At 39.8% G+C, this 22,546-nt stretch carries 22 protein-coding genes; 13 read left to right on the top strand and 9 right to left on the bottom strand.

Annotated elements, in window-relative coordinates; genetic code table 11:
• Window positions 1–43 precede the first annotated feature (43 nt).
• The 3 genes from HNQ80_RS00715 to HNQ80_RS00725 form a co-directional block, all read right to left on the bottom strand.
• Window positions 44–940 (bottom strand): Mu-like prophage major head subunit gpT family protein, encoded by an 897-nt coding sequence (locus HNQ80_RS00715; protein WP_184307150.1) that lies wholly within the window; start codon window positions 938–940, stop codon window positions 44–46.
• A gap of 2 nt (window positions 941–942) precedes the next feature.
• Complete coding sequence (locus HNQ80_RS00720; protein WP_207726800.1) at window positions 943–1,233, bottom strand: Mor transcription activator family protein; 291 nt, start codon at window positions 1,231–1,233, stop codon at window positions 943–945.
• 684 nt (window positions 1,234–1,917) lie between these two features.
• Window positions 1,918–2,514, bottom strand: coding sequence for a DinB family protein (locus HNQ80_RS00725; protein ID WP_184307152.1), 597 nt, complete (start codon window positions 2,512–2,514; stop codon window positions 1,918–1,920).
• Window positions 2,515–2,702: 188 nt separating this feature from the next.
• Between HNQ80_RS00725 and HNQ80_RS00730 the strand changes: the two genes are divergently transcribed.
• The gene (locus tag HNQ80_RS00730) at window positions 2,703–3,272 is read left to right on the top strand and encodes a hypothetical protein (RefSeq protein ID WP_184307154.1); all 570 of its coding nucleotides are present in this window, start codon (window positions 2,703–2,705) and stop codon (window positions 3,270–3,272) included.
• A gap of 325 nt (window positions 3,273–3,597) precedes the next feature.
• Here HNQ80_RS00730 and HNQ80_RS00735 read toward each other — a convergent pair whose 3' ends face one another.
• Complete coding sequence (locus HNQ80_RS00735) at window positions 3,598–4,830, bottom strand: LL-diaminopimelate aminotransferase (protein WP_207726801.1); 1,233 nt, start codon at window positions 4,828–4,830, stop codon at window positions 3,598–3,600.
• Between the two features lie 202 nt (window positions 4,831–5,032).
• Between HNQ80_RS00735 and dapF the strand changes: the two genes are divergently transcribed.
• The 3 genes from dapF to HNQ80_RS00750 are packed head-to-tail and all read left to right on the top strand — an operon-like array spanning window position 5,033 to window position 8,557.
• The gene (gene dapF / locus HNQ80_RS00740) at window positions 5,033–5,896 is read left to right on the top strand and encodes a diaminopimelate epimerase (protein ID WP_184307156.1); all 864 of its coding nucleotides are present in this window, start codon (window positions 5,033–5,035) and stop codon (window positions 5,894–5,896) included.
• A gap of 40 nt (window positions 5,897–5,936) precedes the next feature.
• On the top strand, window positions 5,937–7,619 hold the full coding sequence (locus HNQ80_RS00745) for a Na+/H+ antiporter NhaC family protein (RefSeq protein ID WP_243182864.1): 1,683 nt from the start codon (window positions 5,937–5,939) through the stop codon (window positions 7,617–7,619).
• Window positions 7,620–7,621: 2 nt separating this feature from the next.
• On the top strand, window positions 7,622–8,557 hold the full coding sequence (locus HNQ80_RS00750; protein ID WP_184307158.1) for a S66 peptidase family protein: 936 nt from the start codon (window positions 7,622–7,624) through the stop codon (window positions 8,555–8,557).
• A 31-nt stretch (window positions 8,558–8,588) separates the two neighbouring features.
• Here the strand turns inward: HNQ80_RS00750 and HNQ80_RS00755 are convergent, their stop codons facing one another.
• Together HNQ80_RS00755 and HNQ80_RS00760 are read right to left on the bottom strand one after the other, a co-directional pair.
• Complete coding sequence (locus tag HNQ80_RS00755; protein WP_184307160.1) at window positions 8,589–10,214, bottom strand: M20/M25/M40 family metallo-hydrolase; 1,626 nt, start codon at window positions 10,212–10,214, stop codon at window positions 8,589–8,591.
• A 114-nt stretch (window positions 10,215–10,328) separates the two neighbouring features.
• Window positions 10,329–11,054 carry an HAD-IB family hydrolase gene (locus tag HNQ80_RS00760; RefSeq protein WP_184307162.1) on the bottom strand — a complete coding sequence of 242 codons (726 nt, stop codon included), beginning with the start codon at window positions 11,052–11,054 and terminating at the stop codon, window positions 10,329–10,331.
• Window positions 11,055–11,299: 245 nt separating this feature from the next.
• Between HNQ80_RS00760 and HNQ80_RS00765 the strand changes: the two genes are divergently transcribed.
• Window positions 11,300–11,674 carry a hypothetical protein gene (locus HNQ80_RS00765; protein WP_184307164.1) on the top strand — a complete coding sequence of 125 codons (375 nt, stop codon included), beginning with the start codon at window positions 11,300–11,302 and terminating at the stop codon, window positions 11,672–11,674.
• Between the two features lie 133 nt (window positions 11,675–11,807).
• Here HNQ80_RS00765 and HNQ80_RS00770 read toward each other — a convergent pair whose 3' ends face one another.
• On the bottom strand, window positions 11,808–12,020 hold the full coding sequence (locus HNQ80_RS00770; RefSeq protein ID WP_184307166.1) for a hypothetical protein: 213 nt from the start codon (window positions 12,018–12,020) through the stop codon (window positions 11,808–11,810).
• A gap of 175 nt (window positions 12,021–12,195) precedes the next feature.
• Window positions 12,196–13,593 (bottom strand): MATE family efflux transporter, encoded by a 1,398-nt coding sequence (locus HNQ80_RS00775; RefSeq protein ID WP_243182866.1) that lies wholly within the window; start codon window positions 13,591–13,593, stop codon window positions 12,196–12,198.
• 289 nt (window positions 13,594–13,882) lie between these two features.
• Here HNQ80_RS00775 and HNQ80_RS00780 point away from each other — a divergent pair, with 289 nt between their 5' ends.
• Together HNQ80_RS00780 and HNQ80_RS00785 are read left to right on the top strand one after the other, a co-directional pair.
• Entirely contained in the window at window positions 13,883–14,758 is an 876-nt protein-coding gene (locus tag HNQ80_RS00780) for an AraC family transcriptional regulator (protein ID WP_184307167.1), read from the top strand.
• A gap of 255 nt (window positions 14,759–15,013) precedes the next feature.
• Window positions 15,014–15,340, top strand: a complete 327-nt coding sequence (locus HNQ80_RS00785; protein WP_184307169.1) for a DUF4870 domain-containing protein — start codon at window positions 15,014–15,016, stop codon at window positions 15,338–15,340.
• A gap of 52 nt (window positions 15,341–15,392) precedes the next feature.
• Here HNQ80_RS00785 and HNQ80_RS00790 read toward each other — a convergent pair whose 3' ends face one another.
• Window positions 15,393–16,013: a deoxynucleoside kinase gene (locus tag HNQ80_RS00790; protein WP_207726802.1), complete on the bottom strand. Its 621-nt coding sequence runs from the start codon at window positions 16,011–16,013 to the stop codon at window positions 15,393–15,395.
• Window positions 16,014–16,201: 188 nt separating this feature from the next.
• Between HNQ80_RS00790 and HNQ80_RS00795 the strand changes: the two genes are divergently transcribed.
• From HNQ80_RS00795 to HNQ80_RS00815, 6 genes are all read left to right on the top strand, one after another.
• The gene (locus HNQ80_RS00795) at window positions 16,202–17,038 is read left to right on the top strand and encodes a CvfB family protein (RefSeq protein WP_184307171.1); all 837 of its coding nucleotides are present in this window, start codon (window positions 16,202–16,204) and stop codon (window positions 17,036–17,038) included.
• A gap of 84 nt (window positions 17,039–17,122) precedes the next feature.
• Window positions 17,123–18,253: a metallophosphoesterase family protein gene (locus HNQ80_RS00800; RefSeq protein WP_184307173.1), complete on the top strand. Its 1,131-nt coding sequence runs from the start codon at window positions 17,123–17,125 to the stop codon at window positions 18,251–18,253.
• The gene (locus HNQ80_RS00805; RefSeq protein ID WP_184307175.1) at window positions 18,250–20,994 is read left to right on the top strand and encodes an ATP-binding protein; all 2,745 of its coding nucleotides are present in this window, start codon (window positions 18,250–18,252) and stop codon (window positions 20,992–20,994) included. Before HNQ80_RS00800 ends, HNQ80_RS00805 begins: the two co-directional genes overlap by 4 nt.
• A 14-nt stretch (window positions 20,995–21,008) precedes the next feature.
• Window positions 21,009–21,629, top strand: a complete 621-nt coding sequence (locus HNQ80_RS00810; protein WP_184307177.1) for a 5' nucleotidase, NT5C type — start codon at window positions 21,009–21,011, stop codon at window positions 21,627–21,629.
• A gap of 358 nt (window positions 21,630–21,987) precedes the next feature.
• Complete coding sequence (locus HNQ80_RS26180; RefSeq protein WP_279288937.1) at window positions 21,988–22,110, top strand: hypothetical protein; 123 nt, start codon at window positions 21,988–21,990, stop codon at window positions 22,108–22,110.
• Between the two features lie 31 nt (window positions 22,111–22,141).
• Window positions 22,142–22,477, top strand: a complete 336-nt coding sequence (locus tag HNQ80_RS00815; RefSeq protein ID WP_184307179.1) for a hypothetical protein — start codon at window positions 22,142–22,144, stop codon at window positions 22,475–22,477.
• Window positions 22,478–22,546: the final 69 nt, after the last annotated feature.

Here is a 22,546-nt window from a genome sequence, read left to right on the forward strand (position 1 = left end):
ATAGGGGAGGGAGCATCCGCAAGAGATGCCCCTATATTTCTGTTTATTCTGCAACTTCTCCTGTAGAGCCATAAGCCAACTGCCACAATCCATAGCCTGCATTGCAACGAGCATCAACGCCATATATGTACTCTTTTCTAAAGAATACATTATCGTCATTATCCTTATCCAAAGAAACGAATTTAGGCTTTTGTCTGTCTTGGAATACTAAAGGCTTTATAGCTCTTTTAGTACATAGTAGATACCATTGGTCAGGGTGGTCTGCAAGCTCTGGAACAACTAAAAGCTCACTAGTATCTTTATTGACGTTGGTACTTCCTCCGATGGTCTCAGCAAATAAAATTTGCCTTGCTACCGCTTCATTTTGTGGAGCTACAACGAGAAGGTCAGGAATGACTTTTAACGACTTTCCGTTATCTCCCTTAATGGTCATCATTTGTGCTCTTGCTTCTGCATAGGTTGTAGCACTTAGCTTTTTAGTTCCTTTGTTGCTCTGAATTAACTTACTATCCCCTTGAGGGTGATTGTCTGCAAAGAAAATCTTATCGTCATAGCATTTGTTTGTAAAGCCTTGTCCTAACAATGTAAATACAAGCTCGTCAGGGTGACGGCGTACCATTTGAGCCATGTCCTGAATTAAAGGCTTATACACGCCGATTTTATCATCTGCAATGTCATTTCTATTAACAGCAATAGTAAGCTCAAAATCCTTGTTTTTAATGGTGTAAGTATGGGCACTTAAATTTTGAATCTGCCTGTCTCCAATCCATTCCCTCATGCTTGGAATTTGTCCAAACCATGCATAATTTTCGTCACTACTTGCTGAAGGCACTTCCATTGCAACCTTTAAATAATTTTGTTCCGTTTCCTCAATGGTCTTGTTAAAGATTGCATTGAAGTTCGTAAAAAGGTCTCTTAAATTCTGTTGATTGATTATCATTTTTATTTTCCTCCCTTATTATCACATATTTCTCTTATCCATCTTTCTGACAGTCTGTATTTCTTGGATAACTCTCCGTAATTAAATCCTGTAAATTCCTCCTGAATTGACTTATTTCTCACTTCCCTGATTAGTATTTCAGGTTTAGGAATGTAGACAGTTGCTCCTCCTAATTCTTGAGCAAGTTCGTATAAATTTTCCGACCCGATTATCTCCGCCCATTCATTGTATGGATAGGGAATTAAATCAGGGGTCAATTTCTGTTTTAATTCATTTATCAAATTATCCTTCATACCCTAACCCCCTTTTCTTTTGATGTCTAAATTATACAATCAATTCACAATACCAATACATACAAAGCACTTCTGAATTTTAGTTCATGTATTATAAGGTATTGACTTTTCTTATATAGGAATTTAAGCTGATTGCAGGAAGAAATTTTACGCATAATTATTCATAATATACAATGACTATACATGAAATTTGTCCTTTTACTGCATCCTAAAATTCAGTTTTTAAAATTGCTGAAAGCCTTGATATTATTACTATGTGACACATTTGTATAGAAAAGAGAGTTTTGTCACTTTGATTTTTGAGTATTTTTAATTATTTTTACGCACTCATTAACGCTCTTTTTAGCTTTTTAAATTTCTTCTAACGCTTATCCTTCCTGTGTTTTACTCTTTTATAATTTTTAAGACTAACGCTCAGTAACGCCGCGTGTGCACACCTTAAATAAAATAGAGAAGATTGCTCCGTTTGCGGAATTGCTTAAAAATAAAAAGTGTCCTCAAAGTCTTATATTTAAAGGCTTTAAGAACACTTTAATATTAAATGTTACAATTCTATTACAGTTCTCAAAATAGCTGTCAATTAGTTTTGAGTTGTCCCGCCTGTTCCCCAGACTTCCCAAGGCTTCCCATGTTTTCCCGGGTGTTCTTTTTATATCCTATGTTTTTGTCATATATTTTGATAACTCACACAGCCACGGTCTTTTTTCTCCAAAAATCCAGCAGCCAAATAGATTTGGGATGTTCTGTGACTCCACCATCAGTCAATATTCTACTTATCTGAGCCTGCCTAAATTTACGTTTTAAATCTTCCTGATTCAAGTTTTCAATGATTTCTTTTGTTCGAACACCAACTGAATTACGATAGTTTTGCAATTCCTTCAAATTTATTTCATTACTGAAAGAAATGATTTCCTCATCGCTCATTGCATTACCCGTATCCTTAACGAGGGTGTTCAATTTTTCTAGCCATTCATCATTTAATATTTGTTCTGTATCAGCTATTAAAAGGTTGGCGGTTATGTCCTCTATACGAGTTATATGCCAAATATTCCATGCAATTGTAACATCTTTTATGGATGGCATCGTGCGGAAAGCTTTTTCATTCAAGTCTTCCCAGATTTCATCCATGTAAGAAGAATCCTGTGTTTCATAAATTTCTGATGAATGAACAGCAGAATGCAATGTATGTAATAATGTTTTTGCTTCTTCAATTTGACCTTCTTTTAAAGCTTGTTTTAATAATGCTTGTTTGGGATTCCAATATTGGCTAACACTAATCATTTGATACCCTCCCAGAAGAACTATGTAAAAATTTATTCATTTCCATATACGAATTCAAAAGGATATGGGTGTTTACTACATAGGAAAAAATAAAGGAGTTTTTATAGACGTATAGTAATATACAACTATAAAATATATTATTTTAGTGAAGAAATCTATTGAAAAATAATTGAAAGCAAGGTGATATTGTGAATACGGATCAAGTTTCTGATGAGTTAGCTGTAAATAATCTGCAAAACTATATGAATACGTATGGAATACTTTCTTGCAATCTTAATAAATACTTGCCTGCTATTGATGAGGTTGGTGGAAATTGGAATGCAATAATAACTTTAATAGAGCAACGTGAAGTATTTCACTGTAAAGCTTATCGAAAAAGGACTACGTATCTTTCTAAAGAACTGTATTATCTACTTAAGCCACATAAGCAACAAACCGCCTCTTTACCCGATTTTAGCAAAAAAATACTGAATTTTTTGTCTGAATATGGTCCAGCAAATACGACAACTATAAAAAATGTATTGTTTTTATCAAACAAAGAATTTTCGATACACTTTGATTTGTTGCTTCAAGAGATGCTAGTTACAGTAATAAAAAAGGACAGTACTATAAATCAAACCTGGTCATCATTTATTTGGGGGACATATACTGACTGGGAAAAGACGACAAACTGTTACAGAGACAAAGATGATGAATATCTCATTGAATTACTATCCAAAAGCCTAAGTAGTAAAGAGATTACAAAATTAATGGGATAGCATTTGAGTATTGATAAGAATTATAAATTTAGTTTGTATCTGATCTTAGCTTATATCCCTGCTTTATAAACGGAATGCCACAGGGGGCATTCCCTACAAAAAGTTATGATTTCCTGTGTTACAAGGATCGGACGACTCCTTCTGACCGTTAAGTTTGTCTCATCTTTTTACAATAAGATATAACTTTTATATACCATTATACCATTTTATTACATATATTGGTGATTTTGTATATATACGATGAAGATGGACCCTGATTGACTTAATTAAAGTTTAAGGCAAGCAGGGTCCATCATTATCCGTATGATAATATGGTCTTTTTAGATTAGAATACTAACTCAAGCTTTAACAATCTATCCTTAAGCTCTTCAATAATCTTCTTCTCTTCCTCGTAGTCCTTTGCTTCAAATGTAACAGACAATCGCAGAAATGGGCCTGCATCGTCCCATGGAACGGTGGAGATGTGGGCTTCCTTGATCAAGTAGTTGGAGACCTCTTCTGCATTTTGAAAGACAATTCCAGACTTGGTACCCTTGGGGATCGGTACATAACAGTAGAAGGTGCCCTTGGGTTTTTCTGCATCAAAGCCTACTTCTCGTAAGGCCTTTACTAGTAATTCATGTCTTCTGGAATACCGATCGCAGTTGACTTGGGTGATCTCTGGATGATTTAAAGCAGTGATCCCGGCCTTCTGAATAGCAATAAACTGACCAGAATCAGCGTTGTTTTTCACATTGCCATAGGCCTCGATGATCTTGGCATTGCCTGCGATAAAGGCGAGGCGCCAGCCAGTCATGTTGAAGGCTTTGGATAAAGAGTGAACCTCAGCACCCACTTCTTTTGCCCCATCCACCGATAGAAAGCTTAAGGGCTGGTAACCATCGAAGGTGATGGCACCATAGGAAGCATCGGAAATGACGATGATATCATTTTTATAGGCAAAGTCCACCACCTGCCTGTAGAATTCTTTCGTGGCTACTTGACCTGTGGGGTTGTTGGGATAGTTAATATATAGAAGCTTCGCTCTGTCTAAAATGTGATCGGGGATGCTTGAAAAATCAGGGTAGAAATTATTTTCTTGATACAAGGGCAGATTATATACTTCGCCGCCCAGGTGTTTTGTATTGGTCCCAATGACAGGATATCCAGGGACTGTCGTAAGGGTAATATCTCCAGGATTGATAAAGCATAGGGGGAGTATGGCTAAGATGGATTTTGCTCCAATCCCATGAAGAAGCTCTGTATGGGGATCTATATCATTTACCTTATAAACCTGCTGTAAATACTTGGCGGCTGCTTCTTGAAAGATCGGAATACCATTGTCTGCATACCATCGATTTTCTGACTTACCGGCTTCAGCAGCTAAAGTGTCTACCACCATGGAATCAGCAGGGAAATCAGGCTCGCCTATACCAAGGTCTATAATAGGAATCTCCGGATGTTTAGCCATGGCTTCAGCCTTGGCCTTTTTTATTTTCATAAACTTATAGCTTTTTTTCGATGTATCAAAATCCTTACCGCCTAAACGGTCGGCAATCTTATTGCGAATAAAATACATGATAAGTCGTCTCCTTTCCCGCGAACCTGTGATAACGGAGTAACAGGAATAAATATGCCTTTTACTATCATATTCCCAAGGAAAGAAAAGTGTTCAATGGTAGGAGGGATGAATCTTAAAAAATAAGAGTCACATCCTTATAAGGGGGCACATATACTGATAAAAATGGTTTCTTTTTCGACATGATAAAGGAGGACTACCCATGAAACAGCTAATTCCATTTACAAAAATGAATGGTACTGGAAATGATTTTATTATTCTTGATCATCGAGATAGGAGGTTTGAGGACAGAATATTGAAGAAAATAGCCAAATCTACATGCAGAAGGGGCTTAGGGTTAGGGGCAGATGGACTGCTTTTACTGGAACCTTCCAGAACAGAAGTCGATTTTACCATGCGTATATTCAACGCCGATGGGAGCGAGGGTGAAATGTGTGGAAATGGGGCCCGATGCATGGCAAGATATGCCTATGTAAAAGGGATTGGAAAGGAGCATATGATTTTTGACACCTTGGCAGGACATGTAGAAGCGAAAGTTCAAGGGAGGGAAGTATCTATCAAGCTAAATGATCCTTCGGTCATTGAAATGAAAAAGAATATAGATTTAGAGCTGCCTATGGTTTGGACCTACATAGAATTGGGAAACCCGGGCGTGCCCCATGCAGTGGTATCTTTCAAAGGATTGCAAGATACACCTTTAGGTGAACTGCAGGCTTTAGGAAGGCGACTTCGTTATCATGAGAGCTTTCCGAAGGGTGCTAATATAAACTTTTATGAAATATTCGAAGATAACAGTGTTCTTGTACGGACCTATGAAAGAGGTGTAGAGGATATCACCTTGGCCTGTGGAACAGGTTCTGCCTCAGTGGCGATCGCCTTGGCACTGGAGGGAAAAATGAAAGGGGCTTCCGTACAAATTTTGACTATGGGGGGGCCTCTTGAAATAAATATCGGGCAGATGGTCCCAAAAGTTCAAAACATTTATCTGACAGGCGAGACAACCTTTGTGGCTGAAGGGTGGATATGTGATGAAGCTGTGGAAGAATTTGAAGAAAGGAGGGGATAAGTTGATTTTATAGAATCCAATAAAGAGAAGGAGGGTATTTATGAGAAGTATGAAAACCAGAGGATTAGGGTTAGTACTGGTGATGATCATGGCTGTTTTCCTATTGGTCATGGGAGGCACAGCCTTTGCAGATGGTGGCGAAGGAGCACCAGCACCAAGCTTTGGCATGTTTTCTTTACTGCCCCCATTGATTGCAATCATATTATGTCTTGTTACAAAGGAAGTATTACCATCGATATTCATTGGAATTTGGGTGGCAGCGACCATGTTGGCAGGCGGAAATCCTGTAACAGGCTTTGGAAAAACGGTGGAAATGCTATGGAACAATCTAGGAGATCCCTGGGGAGCCCGTATTGTATTAACAGGCTTGGCCATGGGTGGCTTAGTAGGGATTATGTGGGTTGGTGGCGGTATTGATGCCGTCGTCCAATGGATAACATCAAAAATCAAAAGCAGAAAGGGAGCATTGCTGGCCACGGAACTTGCAGGATTCATTATATTTTATGAAGATTATGTAAATACGTTGGTGGTAGGAACCGCCATGAGTCCTATTACAGCAGACTATAAAATTTCCAAGGAAAAGCTTTCTTATATTGTAGATGCTACAGCGGCGCCAGTAGCCTGTATCGCTTTGGTATCCTCGTGGATTGCTTATATGACGGGGCAGATCGGTGCACAATTTGATGCATTGGGTATCACCTATTCAACCTATGGTGCTTATGTAAAATCTATTCCTTACATTTTTTATAATATTGTTGCCCTCATTCTGCTTACCTATGTCATCTGGTCAGGACGAGATTATGGACCTATGCTTGCAGCTGAAAGGAGAGCTATTTCTACAGGGAAAATTCTTCGGGATGGTGCGCAGCCTCTAAGTGCAACAAAGATGGATGAAGAACTGATACCTTCTCATCAATGTCCAAGAAGGCTGATGAACTTCTTTATTCCCATTGGCTCATTGGTGTTCCTGATCCTTTTCCTTATGATAAAGACTGGAGGATGGCCTGGCGTATCGATTACAGCGGCTATTGCCGATGCCAGTACGTCTATTGCCTTGTGCTGGGGTTCCTTTGGCGCATTGTTTATCACCATTGTACTCTATAGAATACAAAACCTTGCTTCTACCAACAAGATATTCAAAGGTTGTATGGAAGGAATGCGAGCCATTGTTTATGGTACATTGATTTTAATCTTTGCATGGAGCATCGGTTCTGCCATCAAAGAAGTGGGAACAGCAAAGTATATTGTCAGTATTACCCAGGGGATTATTTCTCCAGGGATTATACCACTTATTACCTTTATCGTTGCCAGTATGATTTCCTTCTCTACGGGAACCACCTATGGAACCATTGCTGTGATGATGCCCATTGTATTACCCATGATCCATGAGTCGTCCTTGGCAGCTGGGATTGATCCTATGACGTTCCTATTTGCCACCATCGGAGCTGTATTTGGCGGCTCTGTATTTGGAGATCATTGTAGTCCCATTTCTGATACTACCATCATGTCCTCCATGTTTACAGGATCGGATCATATGGATCATGTGAATACCCAGATACCTTATGCCTTAATGGGTGCCGTGGGTGCTGCTGTAGGATACGTAGGTGTAGCGATTGGATTGCCAGTGTGGGTTAATTTGCTTTTAGCAGCAGGTGTAACCTTGATATTGTTTAGGTTAGTGTCAAAACCAATTGATATGGAGCATATACAACAGGAGGAATAAGAATGAAATCAAAACCGAAGCCATTAAAGCCAGGAGATACCATTGGCATCATCGCCCCAGGAGGACCATCGACTAGAGATGAATTGGAGAGAGGCGTTCAAGTCCTTCAAAACATGGGTTTTCATGTGACATTGGGGGAATCTGTATTTCACAAAAGGGGATATTTAGCTGGAGAGGATCATATTCGGCTAAAGGATATTCATCAGATGTTTCAGAATAAAGGGGTGCAAGGAATCATTTGCATGCGTGGTGGGGACGGATCCGGAAGGCTTCTGGATCGCATTGACTACGATGTGATTGCAAAAAATCCTAAAGTGTTTGTAGGCTATAGTGATATTACAGCACTGCATATTGCTTTTTTACAGGAAGCAAAGCTAGTGACCTTCCACGGGCCTATGGTGACCTCAGATATGATTACAGAGGGTTTTAACGAGTATACGAGGGAAGCATTTTTAAAAGCAATTTCTTGGGAGAAGCCTTTAGGAAAGTTGAAAAATCCTGAGGAGGACACTATGAAAACCATTGTAGAAGGGCGAGCTTATGGAGAAATCGTCGGAGGAAATCTTGCCTTGGTCACATCTACCATGGGTACACCTTTTGAACTGGATACAAGAGGAAAGTTGCTCTTCTTAGAGGATATTCACGAAGGTGTTTACCGCATAGATCGGATGCTAAATCAGTTGAGACTGGCAGGGAAGCTGCAGGAGGCAGCAGGAATTATTTTGGGGGAATTTTTGGATTATGAACCAGAAAACCCAGAAGATAGCTTAACTTTGGAGGAAGTTATCAGTGATTTGGTTGTGCCATTGAATAAACCTGCCATCATGGGTTGGAAATGTGGTCATGGAAACTACAAGCTGACGATTCCCTTAGGCGTCAAAGGGGAGTTAAATGCGACGGACAGACAAATTAGCATCGTAGAGACAGCTACACAATAATGCCATGGGGTCCTTCGGCCCCATGGCATTATTATCTTTTTTCTAAGACTTTCATCATCATTGCCGGTGTTACGGTCAGAGAATAAGGAAGATTTAACCGTTCTGTGTATTTATGGGGATCCTTACCCAGGGTACTGATATTGATCACAGGAACATTGAGCTTTTCCAGCGTATCGATGGGCAGATCATAGGAGATTCCCCATAGAGGCATGTTAGGTTTGAATTCATGGACAATGGATTGACCATTCTTTACCCCAAAATAGCTGTTGTCAGAGAGCCCTGGGAAAAAGGCACACGGCTCAAGGGTTGTATCAAATTCAGATTGGGCATAGGCAATGAGCTCATCCACCAAGGCTAAGGCCGCTGCCTCATCATTGGTTAGTCCTTCATTAAAACAACTGGGATAATAGGGAGGTGCAAAGAGTAATATAATCAAAGGATTTTTCTCAGGATAATAGGCATAGGTTGCATCAACGATTTTGATGGTCAATTCCCGTTCATCCTTCACGCCTGCTTCAATCCATTGAGGAATTTTTTGATTTAAATATTGAATCAACACATCCCCATGGGTTTCTAGGGCTCTCTGATAGACTTCTTCATAGGTTTTTACTTCTACTTTCCATGGAGGGATTTGAAGCGGATAAGAGGATTTACTGAGGTAAGCCGTTACTTGCTTTGCTCTTTCATCAAGAACAGAAGCAATCGCTTCTTCAGCAACTTTTTTCAGCTTATCTAGAATGATTTGGGGTGTGTCCCGTAAGATCATCCAATTGTAATAAGCCACTGCTGCCCTTGGAATTTGTACAGAATAAGAATCCTTTAAATCCTTTTGTTTAAGGCAGGATGGAGGTGGTGTGACAAAGCTGCCCCAGGATTCGCAAAACTGGGCATTTGCTTCGATTCGTCGGTTAATCTCTGAAAGAATCAAATTGGGGTTAAGACCAGAATAGGGTTCACCCACATGGGCTTCTTTCCCAGCACAATAAATCATGGGTAGAAGCTTACCAATGGAGCCTGTGTAGAGGTATTTTTTTGTATCTCCCGTATATAAAGGGAAGAAAGGCTCTGTATTGATGACCAAGCGATAATCTAGATCGTGGGCATCAGCCAGGGCTAGTAGCTTTGAAGATGATCCCAGCATCCCCCTGGAATTTCCCTCTTCATCAGGTACAGCTAGCAATAACAGATTGCAATCCAATTTTTCGGGATGGATAGCATAGTAACGGAGAAGCTCTATTTCGATGGCCAGGCCACATTTCATGTCCATGGTTCCCCTGCCAAAGAGCCAATCTCCAGAATCTAAGTCGGCTCGAGCATCATCTGGAAGATTCACCTTGTGGAGCTCTTTGATCAGTGATGCTGGATCAAAGGCATAGTCTTTGAGATATCCATATTCATCAACGGCTACCACATCAAAATGACTCAGTAAGATGATGGTTTTCTTTGTAGGGCTAGGATTTTTCAGTAGGGCAATGATGGAATACAAATCATGTTCGGGAATATGGTGGAGCACAAGATGATTGGGATTGTCATGAAAGTAAGGGAATTCATTTAATATATGATATATGACATGGGCCATATTTTTTTCATCAGGTGATTCAGTAATACTTGGACATTGGACAAGCTTGAGTAAGGTACTATAGATATTTGATTTCATAGATGATCCTCCTTCCACTCTTTGCTGAAAGTATTCGATACCATTTGTAGTATTTCCTTCATTTCCAAGAAACGAACAAGGTGCTATGGGAAAGCATAGCACCTCGATCATTATCTATAAGATTTCAATATCCGCATTTAACTTATAAATGACATCTTTCCGTTCAACGATAAGGGTAATTTTTTTTCTCAGCTCCTCATCCAGCTTGATGTTTTGGAGGAGTTCTTTGGTAGGGTTGATGGTAATCGGATGACCCACCAGCTTTAACATGGCAAGATCGCCATTGGTATCACCGTAGGAATAGCTTTGGGATAAATCAATCTGATATTGATCAACAAATTCCATGATGGCTTTGTGCTTATTTTCAGAATCCCACATTTGCGCGATTTCTCCAGTGTAGTTATCCTGTTCATCTAGAAGATATTCTGTGCCTCTAAAATCAGTGATTTCATATTTTTTTGCCATTTTTTCTACCAGGAAAGAGGGGCTTCCAGAGATGAAAATCACCTTATGACCATGGCATTTGTGCCAGGCGATCCTAGCACGGGTATATCGATAAACACGATCTCCCTTCAAATTGATAACTTGATCAGAAATGAAATCTATGTTGTGTTTATTCAGACCCTTCATGGAATCAATATAGATCTGGGCCAATTCTAAAAGATAATCGTCGTAGTTACCTTGTCGTTTATCCCAGTCTTCATAAGTATGTTTTGCATGATGATGCCAAAGGGCGGCATCAATTACTTCATACTTAAGGAGCTTTTTGAAATGCTCAACCATGAGAGAATCACGATAAAGGGTTCCGTCAATATCAAAAAAAGCAGCGACTGTACCCATAGACACCTCCTAAGAAAAATGTGGTATTTATAGTATATTCTATCATATTCTAGATTACCAACGAAGTAAACAAAAAAACAAGGTATTTTTTGCTAATACTTTTGAATTAAAGTATGAATCAAAATAAATGGACATAAGAAGTCGTTGGTTTAATTTTCAAAAGATTTTTATTATTGCTTGCTTGTATATGGTTTTTTTGGGTAAAATTTTAATAAGAAAATTTTTTAGTGAAGGTGGGATAGGATATGTTGAGCTCTATTATTATTGCAGGATTCATTACAATGATACTATTTGTCACTTTGGAAAATTTTCGTAGAGATATGACCCTAAAGCATATCCTTACAGTCAATGAACGACTAAGAGAGTTTATATCTGGTTATCTGGGTGACCTGTCAGGATTTGATGTATTCATGGTAAAGAGCTTGAGAGATCGCATTCGAGAAGACTTTATGCACCAGGAGCAAATTGATCATTTCGAGATATCTATGATCGATAGCAGGCATTTAAAGATTGCCTATGAGATCGATGGAACAAGGGAAGAAGTAGAAATATCTACAGCTTTAGGAAAGGTGGAAATCACAGAGATGACAATGCCTGAAGAGGTGGAAGGATTCGAGTAAAAGCGTCGATAGGTTTATTTTAAATGGAATACGGATACAACCGTTTCTATAGAAGTTGACAAGGCTTTCTATGCAAAAGATAGAAAGCCTTGTCTATTTTTGAGGGGATGAGTTATTCAGTTCATGCCAGCTCTTATAGAATCTTTGCTAGGTATTTACCCATATTGGTAAGGGTAATCTTTGAATTTGTATACTGTACCAATTGTTCACTTTGCAAGTCAGAAATAAGCTTTCTAAGTTTACGATCACCGCTTATGAGGTCTTCTAATGATATATTTTGGTCATCAACCTGATTGACTGCAGATTCTTTCTCGTAAATCATTTTTAATAAAGTGATTTTATCCATTTTGCCATAACCTTTCCTAGAAAAATCTAATGGTACAATGCAGTTAGAGGACTGGGGTTTAATATTATTGTATATGACTAAGGATTTTTTTCAATAAGGTATAGGTCACAAAAATAAAATGGGATGTTGTTCCTAGAAAAGAAGTATAAGACCGTGAAAACTAGGACATGGGAAATTAACGGATGGTGACAAATTTCCATTTTCCAGATTGAAAGCGAAAATATACGAGGGCCCAACGGACCAGTTGATCGGCAAAAACGGCCATCCAGGCGCCAACAAGGCCATAACCCATGACGCTGACCAATATATAGGAGAGTACGACACGGACTCCTAAAACACCAATAAAGGTAGAGAACAGAGGAAATACGGTATCACCTGCGCCACGGAGTCCACCCGCCAGAATAAACTGAGAAGATTGGAAGGGCTGAACCAGAGCGATAACTTTTAGAGCCGTGGACGCACTTCGGATGATTTCAGGATCTCTTGTATATAATCCCACAATTTGAGGACCAAATACGAAGAAAATAAACGCCATGAAGGAGGAAATGATAGAACCGATTTTTCTTGTTTCTCGGGCATATTCCTGGGCTTTATCAGGTTTTTGAGCACCTAAGCTTCTGCCCACAAGGGAAGAGGCAGCGATGCCAAAAGCTTGACCTGGCTGAAATGAAAGGCCTAAAATACTCAAACAGATCTGATGGGCTGCAAAGGTAACTGTTCCCAAAGCGGCAACTACTTTTACGAACAGAAAAATACCTATTCGTAGAGCCATTTGCTCTAAGGATGCAGGAACACCAATTTTTATCAGATTATATATGATATCCTTACTTAATCGAAAGGAACTTGTGAGGTTGATTTTAATAATGCTTCTGCCATTCAAAATATATCGAAGAAGGATAATACTTGCCAACACATTGGAAACTGCAGTAGAGATGGCAGCACCCGTTACACCCAGCTTAGGAAAACCCAATAGACCATAGATCAGTAGGGCATTCCCGAGGACATTTATAAAATTTACCCGTAGATTGACTTTCATTGGAAGCTTCGTGTCTCCGGCTCCTCGAAGGGCAGCGGATAGGGCAAAGGTAAAGCCTTGAAAAATGAATCCAACCATGATGATCCTAAAGTAGCTTCTGCCGATGGCAAGGGTATCCGCCTCCGCACCCACGAAAGCCATGATGGGATCAGTAAAAATAATGGCCAATAGAGAAATGGGTAAAGCCAATAAAAGTTGATTTAATAAGATGATATGTTTTACTGTATCTTCAACTCTTTCATGTTGTTTAGCTCCTAGATAACGAGCCACCATGGCTGTTCCGCCCACATTAAGGGCTTGAATGAGGGATAACCCGATGAAAACAGGCTGATTGGTAATTCCCACAGCGGATACAGAGGCAGCTGCAACTGCAGGATCGCTCTGTCTACCCAGCATCATCATATCGATCATTCCAAACAGGGAACCCAATAGCAGTTCAATCAAAACAGGCCAGGCGATGGTGATAACATCCTTACGCACAGCATTTGAAAACAATAGAGCAAAGAGTCGATCTTTTTTTTCCAGCATTTTGTACATCGTAAACATCTCTTTTCGAAAATGAATTATAGTGAATATATGAGAGAAAATAAATATTTAGACTCTCTAAATATAATATCATAGTTGAAAGTGTTTTACTATAAAGGACATGGAAATTTCTAGATAAATTTACCTGTTATCACACTATGCGTTTTGAATAATTTTTTTATGTCTGCATATTTGCTTGTTATACGCGTGAAAATGAATGAACCCTACATAATTGTGCACGAAATGTCGGATCGGTAGATTTAATTTCTGTTATGCTATTCATGAGAGGGAGGTCATGTAAATGGATTTGCTTGAAAAAATGAATGGGGCATTAAATTATATTGAAGAAAATCTTACGACTGATATTGATTTTAAAGAAGTAGCTAGGCTGGCTTTCTGCTCGGAATATCATTTTAAAAGAATGTTTTCTTTCATTGCAGGTGTTACGCTGTCGGAGTATATCCGTCGCAGACGCCTTACCCTTGCAGCATTTGAGCTTAACAACAGCAGCATAAGGATTATTGATCTTGCAATTAAATATGGATACAACTCACCAGACTCTTTTACAAGAGCTTTTGAAAGTTTGCATGGTGTAACACCGTCAGAGGCTAGAAATAATGGTCAATCACTAAAAGCCTATCCACGAATGACCTTTCAATTATCTATTAAAGGAGGAAGTGAAATGAACTATCGCATTGAAGAAAAAGACGCATTTCGCATAGTGGGTATCAAGAAAAGAGTGCCTATCATCTTCCACGGCGTGAATCCAGAGATTGCCGCTATGTGGAAAACTTTAAATGAAGAGTTAATAAATAAACTTAAACAACTTTCCAATGTGGCGCCTTTGGGGCTGATTCAAGCATCCACGAACTTTTCTGAAGGGCGAATGGAGGAAAAAGGAGAGCTTGATCATTATATAGGCGTGGCAACGAAGAATGAGTGTCCAGATAACCTGGCGCAGCTCGAAGTTCCTACCTCAACATGGGCTGTATTCGAAGCAGTGGGACCATTTCCTGATACGCTGCAAGATATCTGGGGGCGTATCTATTCCGAATGGTTCCCATCCTCAAACTATGAGCAGACAGAAGGGCCAGAAATCTTGTGGAACGAGCATAAAGATGTAAGTTCACCAACTTTTAGAAGCGAAATATGGATACCGGTTTTGAAAAAGAAATAATGAAGGTGACCTACAACGAGTCGAATTTTTATCAAAAGGTTACAGGTGCCTATAAGCATAGTGTGAGATTGTTATTTATGAATGAATCTATGAAAAAATCGATGGAAAGAGGGCTAGTTTTAGCCCTCTTTCTATACTGTTCTCCAAATACCTAATTTTACATTTTTTTATTTCCTATAGAAAACTAGACAATTCAAGTAATCATCCGTAATAATATATAGAGGAAAAGATTAAAGTGAAAAGGGGAGAAAGATGATGATGACCACAGAACAAAAATTATTGTGTGCGATTGCCCACCTTGGGTGGGTGGTGGCTTTACCCATATTGGCACCATTGGTAATCTTGATATTAACCAATGATACCTTCGTAAAAAATCAAGCAAAAGAAGCCTTAATTTTTCAGATTGGGGTAGGGATTCTGACCGTTGTATTTGGCATTCTATCCATTCTACTTATCGGGATTCCTCTTTTATTGATATTGCTTGTAGGTGCGTTGATTTTCCCAATCATAGCCGTGGTGAAATCCTGTGATGGGGTAGATTATTCCTATCCAGTTACAGGAAGTGTGGCACGAAAGTTTTAAAGAATAGAATATCAATAAGGACCAAAGGGCATGTCCTTTGGTCCTTGTTCTTTCATAGCGATGACAGGGATGAAGCCAAGTGTTTTTCGATGATTTCTACAATCTTGTCCTTTTCTTGAAGAATGTCCACTGCATCCACATCGATTTCAATCAAGGGTGATAAAGCGTATTCATGGCGCCACTGGGTGTATTTTTCATTTAGTCTCTCCCAGTATTTACGGGGTACAATGAGCTCATATTCACGGCCTCGGGTCTGAATATTCTTGATGGCTTGATCTACAGAGCATTTTAAATAAATCATTAGCCGAGGCGGAAGGGAATGCTCCAGCATATTATCTAATAAGGTAACATAGGTGGTGTACTCTTCCTTGCTCATGAAGCCATCTTCGTAAAGCATGCTGGCGAAAATACGATCACCAAAAATAGAACGATCTAGAATACCGCCGCCGTTTTTATGTACGGCTTTAATCATTCGAAATCTTTCGTTGAGAAAATGAATCTGCATGGTAAAGGCCCAGCGGGTTTTATCCCGATAAAACTTATCCAAGAGAATCTCTGTATCAGGATTACACAGTTCATGGAAGGTTGGAATATTTAGTTCCTGTTCAAGAATTTCAGCTAAAGTTGTTTTGCCGCAGCCTACAACACCGTCGATACAAATCACTGGATTCATCCTCTCTCTCCTTTGATTATTCATAGATTATGTATCATTATATCAAATCATGGAATGGTATATCAATTCTTTCTTCCTTCCCATGAATCTGTTTGCATTATGGGTAAGATGTGGTAGAATTTGATTAAAAGTCGTAGGTTCAGGAAAACCTATAACTAAAGCTGAAAAAGGAAAAGGTGGAACAATACATGGTTGAGATCGGCAGATTTAATAAATTGAAAGTAGCAAATTTCACTGCAATTGGTGCATATTTAGATGCAGGTACAGAGGACCCAAAGGATAACATATTGCTACCCAATAATCAGCTTCCAGAAGAGGTTGAGGAAGGTGATGAATTAGAGGCATTTATCTATAGAGATTCCAAGGATAGACTGATCGCTACGATGAAGAAGCCTTTGGCAGAAGTGGGCGATTTGGCATACTTGAAAGTAGTACAAACTTCTGATATTGGAGCGTTTTTAGATTGGGGTTTAGAAAAGGATTTATTTCTGCCCTTTGGAGAGCAAAAATATAAGGTGCAAGAGGGCAGAAGCTATCTTGTAAGGTTATATATCGATAAAAGCGGGCGGATTAGTTCCACCACTGACATTGAAAAGTATTTAACCACAGACAGTCCTTATAAGAATGGAGATCAAGTTACAGGAACGGTTTATCAGGTGAAAAAGGAAATCGGCGCTTTTGTAGCGGTGGATAATCGTTATGTAGGTCTGATCCCTAAGAATGAATATTTCCATGATATACGGAATGGGGATGTAGTTGAAGCCAGAGTAGTGACGGCAAGGGAGGATGGAAAGCTGACCCTTTCTCCTCGGAAGGCGGCCTATAAGCAAATGAAAACAGATGCAGAGACCCTGCTGGAGATTTTGGAAAAGAAGAACGGATTTATTTCCTTAAACGATAACAGCAGTCCTGAGCAGATTAAGTATCATTTGAACATGAGCAAGGCAGCCTTTAAGCGAGCTATAGGAGCCTTGTTGAAACAAAATAAGGTAGAGCAAACAGAAGATGGATTACGATTGAAATAGGGTGCCCAGAGGGCACTCTATTTCAATGTTTAATGCTTTTATGTTAGAATGGAGATAGTCATTACAACATTTGGAGGCATGGGTATGGAAAAGGTTAAGCTACTGCATTGTGCAGATTTTCATTTTGATACGCCCTTTCGTGAATTGGCAGGTGTAGAGGCTGAAAAGCGCAAGGAGGACTTAAGAGAGACCTTTGGCAGGGTTGTGCAGATGGTCAAGGAGGAACAGGTGGACGTGCTGCTGATCAGCGGAGATTTTTTTGATAATGATCGGGTCATGAAAACAAGCCTAGATCATATCATGAAAAAATTTGAAGAGATTTCGAACGTCCGGGTATTTATCTCTCCAGGCAATCATGATCCCTATACGTACAAATCCTATTATCATCTTGTACAGTGGCCCAAGAATGTCCATATCTTTGACTCAAATTTAAAGGGGATTGTCATTCCGGAACTAAATCTATGTGTCTATGGGGTGGGTTTTTCAAAATCCCATGAAAAGCAGTCCTTAATCCAAGGATTTCAAGTGGAAGACAAAAATATGCTCAACATTATGGTACTTCATGGTGAGGTGGTATCCGAGGGACAAGGGAGTGATTACAATCCAATTACCGAGAAGATGATCAGTGATAGTGGATTGGATTATCTGGCCTTGGGACATAAGCATGGTTTTTCTGGCATCATGAGGGCAGGGGAGACCTTCTGGGCCTATAGTGGAAATCCAGAAGGAAGAGGCTTCGATGAGGTAGGCAGCAAGGGAATTCTCCTGGGTACTTTGGAAAAGAGTCGATGTGATTTGGTTTATCGAGAGATTTGCAAACGTAAGTATATGGTAGTCAAAGTGGACATAGAGGGGTTAGATACTTATGAAGAAATTTCAGAAAAGATCAAGGAACAAATTATTGATTCTGAGAGAACCCAGAATTTATATAAGATCATACTAACTGGGGAAGTAAAAGAGGGTTTTACCATCCATCCAGAAGTTTTGCGAGAAAAGTTGTTTTCTACGTTTCACAATGTAAAAATCGTGGATGAAACTACGCTAGCCCTGGATTATGAAGGTTTGGCCAATGAATTTTCTCTTCGGGGCATCTTCATTCGAAATATGATGGAGAGGTTAAGTCAAACTCAAGATGAAGAAACAAAGAAGCGGATAAAGAATGCATTGAAGCTAGGAATTCAAGCATTGGGTACAGGGGAGGTGAACATTGAGTGAAGATAAAACGTCTACGGGTTGCACGTTTTGGTAAATTGAAGGATCTGGAGATACAGTTGGAGGATGGATTAAATATTATTTACGGTGAAAATGAAGCAGGGAAAACAACACTGCAAACCTTTATGAAGGCGATGCTGTATGGGCTGGGGTCTTCCAAGAAAGAGATCAGGGATAATGAGCGGAAGCGGTTTTTGCCTTGGAATGGAGACGACGCAGCAGGTGAATTGCTTTTCCAAGATGATCAAGGGAAAGAGTTTCTGATTAAAAGAAGCTTTGGAGAAAAGAAAAAGAAGGACGACATCCTTATTCTAGATCCCATTTCCGGGGATGAAATAAGTTTTGTTGATAGAGACCAACCAGGCCTATCTTTTTTTGGTATGGGGGAAGAGGCCTTTGAAAAGACAGTATTTATTAAGCAGCTTCATAGTCAAGTGGAACGGGACAAAGAGGATGAGATCATGAAGCGATTAACCAATCTTCATCAAACGGGAGATGAAGATACCTCATATCATAAGGCCATGAGTGCTTTACAGTTGGCCCGCAAAGGTTTGATAGGCCAGCGGAAAATGGGAAGATTGGATGAGATGAAGGCAGCCTATGAAAAATTAAAGGAAGCCTGGGGAACCGCAAAGAACCTCCAAGAAGAAAACATTCATGATCAGATGACTTTGAATCGTATTGGCGAACAAAAGAAAGCCTTAAATGATGAGATCATAGATTTGGAGAAGAAAAAAAGGGAACTTCGCATCATAGAGCAGAAACGAGAGTATCTGGAGTTACGTCATTATTCAGATCGGATCAAGGCGTTGACGTTGGCCCTTGAGGAAAAACAGAGGGTGTTTAAGGAGATCAATGAGTCTCATATCCTCGATTTAAGACACCAGTTTAGACAATGGAAGGAATTGAAAAGACAAGGTGTGGAGTTCACAGAACTATCGAGAATGATAAAAGCCGAGTATGAAGAGAAAAGAGCCTATCTCCAGCATTTCCAGAAAGATGATGTAGAAGAGGATCTGGAGATCAAGCTGACGCAAATGATTCATGAGAGGAAACAATTAGAAGAGCGCCTAATGAATTGGGATGCTCTGGTAGACGAAATCCAGGAACTGGAGATGAAATTACGGGGGGAGCGAAACAATTTAGGCGTCTTAAGGAAATTTGAGGACGTGACTCCCAATGAGGAATTGGACATTTATGACAAAGAAGAACAGCTTAAAGAACTGAAGGCGAAATTGTCTGGAGACCAGCAAAGAGAGCATCTTCAACTCAAACGGAAGATGTTAAAAAGCAAAATAAAGAATAGTGTTTTCGCCTTAGGGATAGGTATCCTTGCTTTGATCGTAGGCGTTATTGGCGGCTTGAAGATGAACCCTTCCTTCTACATATCCAGTGGGATCGGTTTGCTGCTAGGGATTTCCGGATGGTTCGCTAGAAGAAAGGTATGGAAAGAACTGATAGATGTTGAGGAAGAAATCTCTGTTATTGGAGATAGTCATAGTATAGCGAAAGAAATGGAAGGGATTCGAAAAAAGCTTGGAGAGATATACTATCGCCTTGGAATCATGGATTTCCAAGAATTTCGGACCCACATGATGAGATACACAGAGAAGAAGAATCACATGGAAGAACTTCGGATTCGTATCGAAGAGCGTAAGAAAAATATAAATGGGGAGAGTACACAGGAATTAAGAAACAAACTGAAGGTTTTGAAGGGCGATATGCAAAGAATTTTTACCCGATGGGATTGTGATAGTCTAGAAACCTTCAGTGAGCGTTTTAAAAACTATAAGAGAATTCTTTCTGAACAGGAAAGGACGGAGAAAGAACTTAGAGATATCGTTGAAAAGATCCGGCAGATTGAGCTGCAAAGAGAAGAAATTGAAAAGGATTTACAGAATCAATTGAAGCTCATCACAATAGATGAGACAGAGATAGAAAACGGTATAGCCAGAATGTCGGAGGGCTTAAAGGAAATCAGCGACCTGGAGAGAAACAAGAACTCCTTGGAGGATACCTTTAAAAGCCTGTTAAAAGGGAGATCTTTTGAGACTATTCAGGAGGAGCATAAGGCTTTTGAAGATCTGATTGTATTAGAGGAAGGGACAACAGAGGAAGCTTTGGAAGAAAAATTGAAGGAATGCCATCAGCAGTTGATTGAACTAGAAAAGCAAATCAAGGACCTTGAGCATCACATCCAGCATCGCTTTTCCCATAGTCGCAGCGTGGCAGAACTTGAAGAAGAGATAGGGATCGTGGAAGCACAAATCTTGGAGCTAGAAGAGGTGGCTGCTGCCATAGATTGCAGCCTGGAGGTGCTCGAAGACTCTTTTCATGAGATTCAGCGGAGCTTTGGACCAAGACTAAACGATTCTGTGGGAGAAATTTTAGGACAAATCACCCGGGGAAAATACGATGAACTCAAGATTTCAGAAGGATATCATGTGAAGATTGTAGATCCAGTGGAGGATAAGATCAAGGAAATGGACTATTTCAGCAATGGTACCTGGGATCAAGTTTATTTCGCCATGAGAATGGGAATTACGAAGTTGATTTTTGACGGAGCAGCAGTGCCAGTCATCATGGATGATGCCTTTGTCCAGTATGACGAGGGCCGACTGGGAGCTGTTTTGAATTATCTTTATGGATATGCAAAAAATCATCAAGTGATCCTGTTCACATGTCAAAAGAGAGAACTTGATTTATTAAAAGGCTTTAATGATATAAATTATATTTATTTATAGTCAGGAGGACAGCTATGTTTCATGCTCATAGACCGATCCGCATCATGCTGGATATGGATGGTGTATTATCGAATTTTACAAAGTTCTATCTATCTGCTGCCCATGAAAAATATGGAACCCCCCTTGTACCGGTGGTAACCCATTGGAATTATTCCGAGGCTGGCATTGGTCTTTCCCAAGAAATGGCCATGGAGGTGTGGAAAACCATCTTAAGTATAGAAAATATGTGGGAAGGCTTGGAGCCAATCATTACCGAAGAGGAAAGAGAAATCCTACAGGAAATGATCCGAGATCCCCAGTATGAGTTTTATGCGATTACAGCGAGACCCCAGACCCCTGGAAAATCAGTGCTTTTACAATGCTACCAATGGCTCGAACAGCATATAGGTAAAGGCATCAGCGTCGTTCCAAGAAGAGATAAGGTAAAAACCTGCAAGGGTTTGGATATTGATTATGCCATCGATGATTCCCCAGTTTTTGTAAAGGAATTGATGGAAGGTGAAGTAAACGTATACCTTCGAGATCAGCCTTACAATCAGGAAGTAGAAGGCGTACCCCGCATGTATTCTTTGAAGACCTTCTTGGAATTGATTCAAGAAGAAAGAAAATTAGCAATAGAACAGACCAATGAATAATTGCAGGGAAATGTGACATAGCAATAACGGTTGGACAGGGCCGTCCAACCCTACAAAACCACTGCAAATCATGTTTCTGTAGTGAGGAGTGATGCCCCCATCGTTCCGAAAAAGATAGGGATTCAAAACCACGGAACGGCGAGGGCGCCGATCCTTACGAAGTATTGATCACAACAGTAGGAGCGAGATTTCCAGTCCGGTTGTGATACTATATTTGATTATTGTCCATTAAGGGTCTGCATGTATAAAAAGCAGGTCCTTTTTTATTGAAAATCAATATAATAGCCTAACAGATTCTTTAATTTAGTCACAGACGTGTAGAAAATTAATATAATACTAATAAAAGGGAGGGAGTATATTGTCCAATGCAGAGGATTTTAAAATTGATTTTTTATGGATTATTCTAATTGCATTGATTTTTATTTTCGGAACTGGCCGGGGAACGCCAGGCCCAGCGGCTCCCATCGTTATACCAGGATAGATACTACAGACATGATTAAGGAGGCGTTTTTGTGTTTTCACCTGATCAGTTGGATATGCTGATGAAGGAAGCCATGGCGGAGTTGGGAAAACATGATCTGAAGGGACAAGGGAAAATAGGCAGGAAGAATAATCTTGTAGGAGTGAACGGACGCTTGACTACAGCCCAGGCCCTCGTGATCTTGGGGATTTTAGCTGGGTCTTTAAATGTGTTTTCTGTACTGGTCGACGCAGATCAAGTGGTAAGTATCGTACTCAGGGGGTCTCTAAAAAAAGAGGAAAAAAATGAAATCGACAATATTATGGCGCAAATTGGGCAGCTACCCTTTGATGATGTGGTGAAAGCCATGCTCAAAAGAATAAAATAATTATTTTTCTTGATTCCCAGCTCTCTCCCCATTGAAGCTGATACGCCTTAAAGGAATAGGTCGGATTGC

Origin of the sequence: Anaerosolibacter carboniphilus, assembly GCF_014205875.1 — a bacterium.
GTDB lineage: Bacteria > Bacillota > Clostridia > Peptostreptococcales > Thermotaleaceae > Anaerosolibacter > Anaerosolibacter carboniphilus.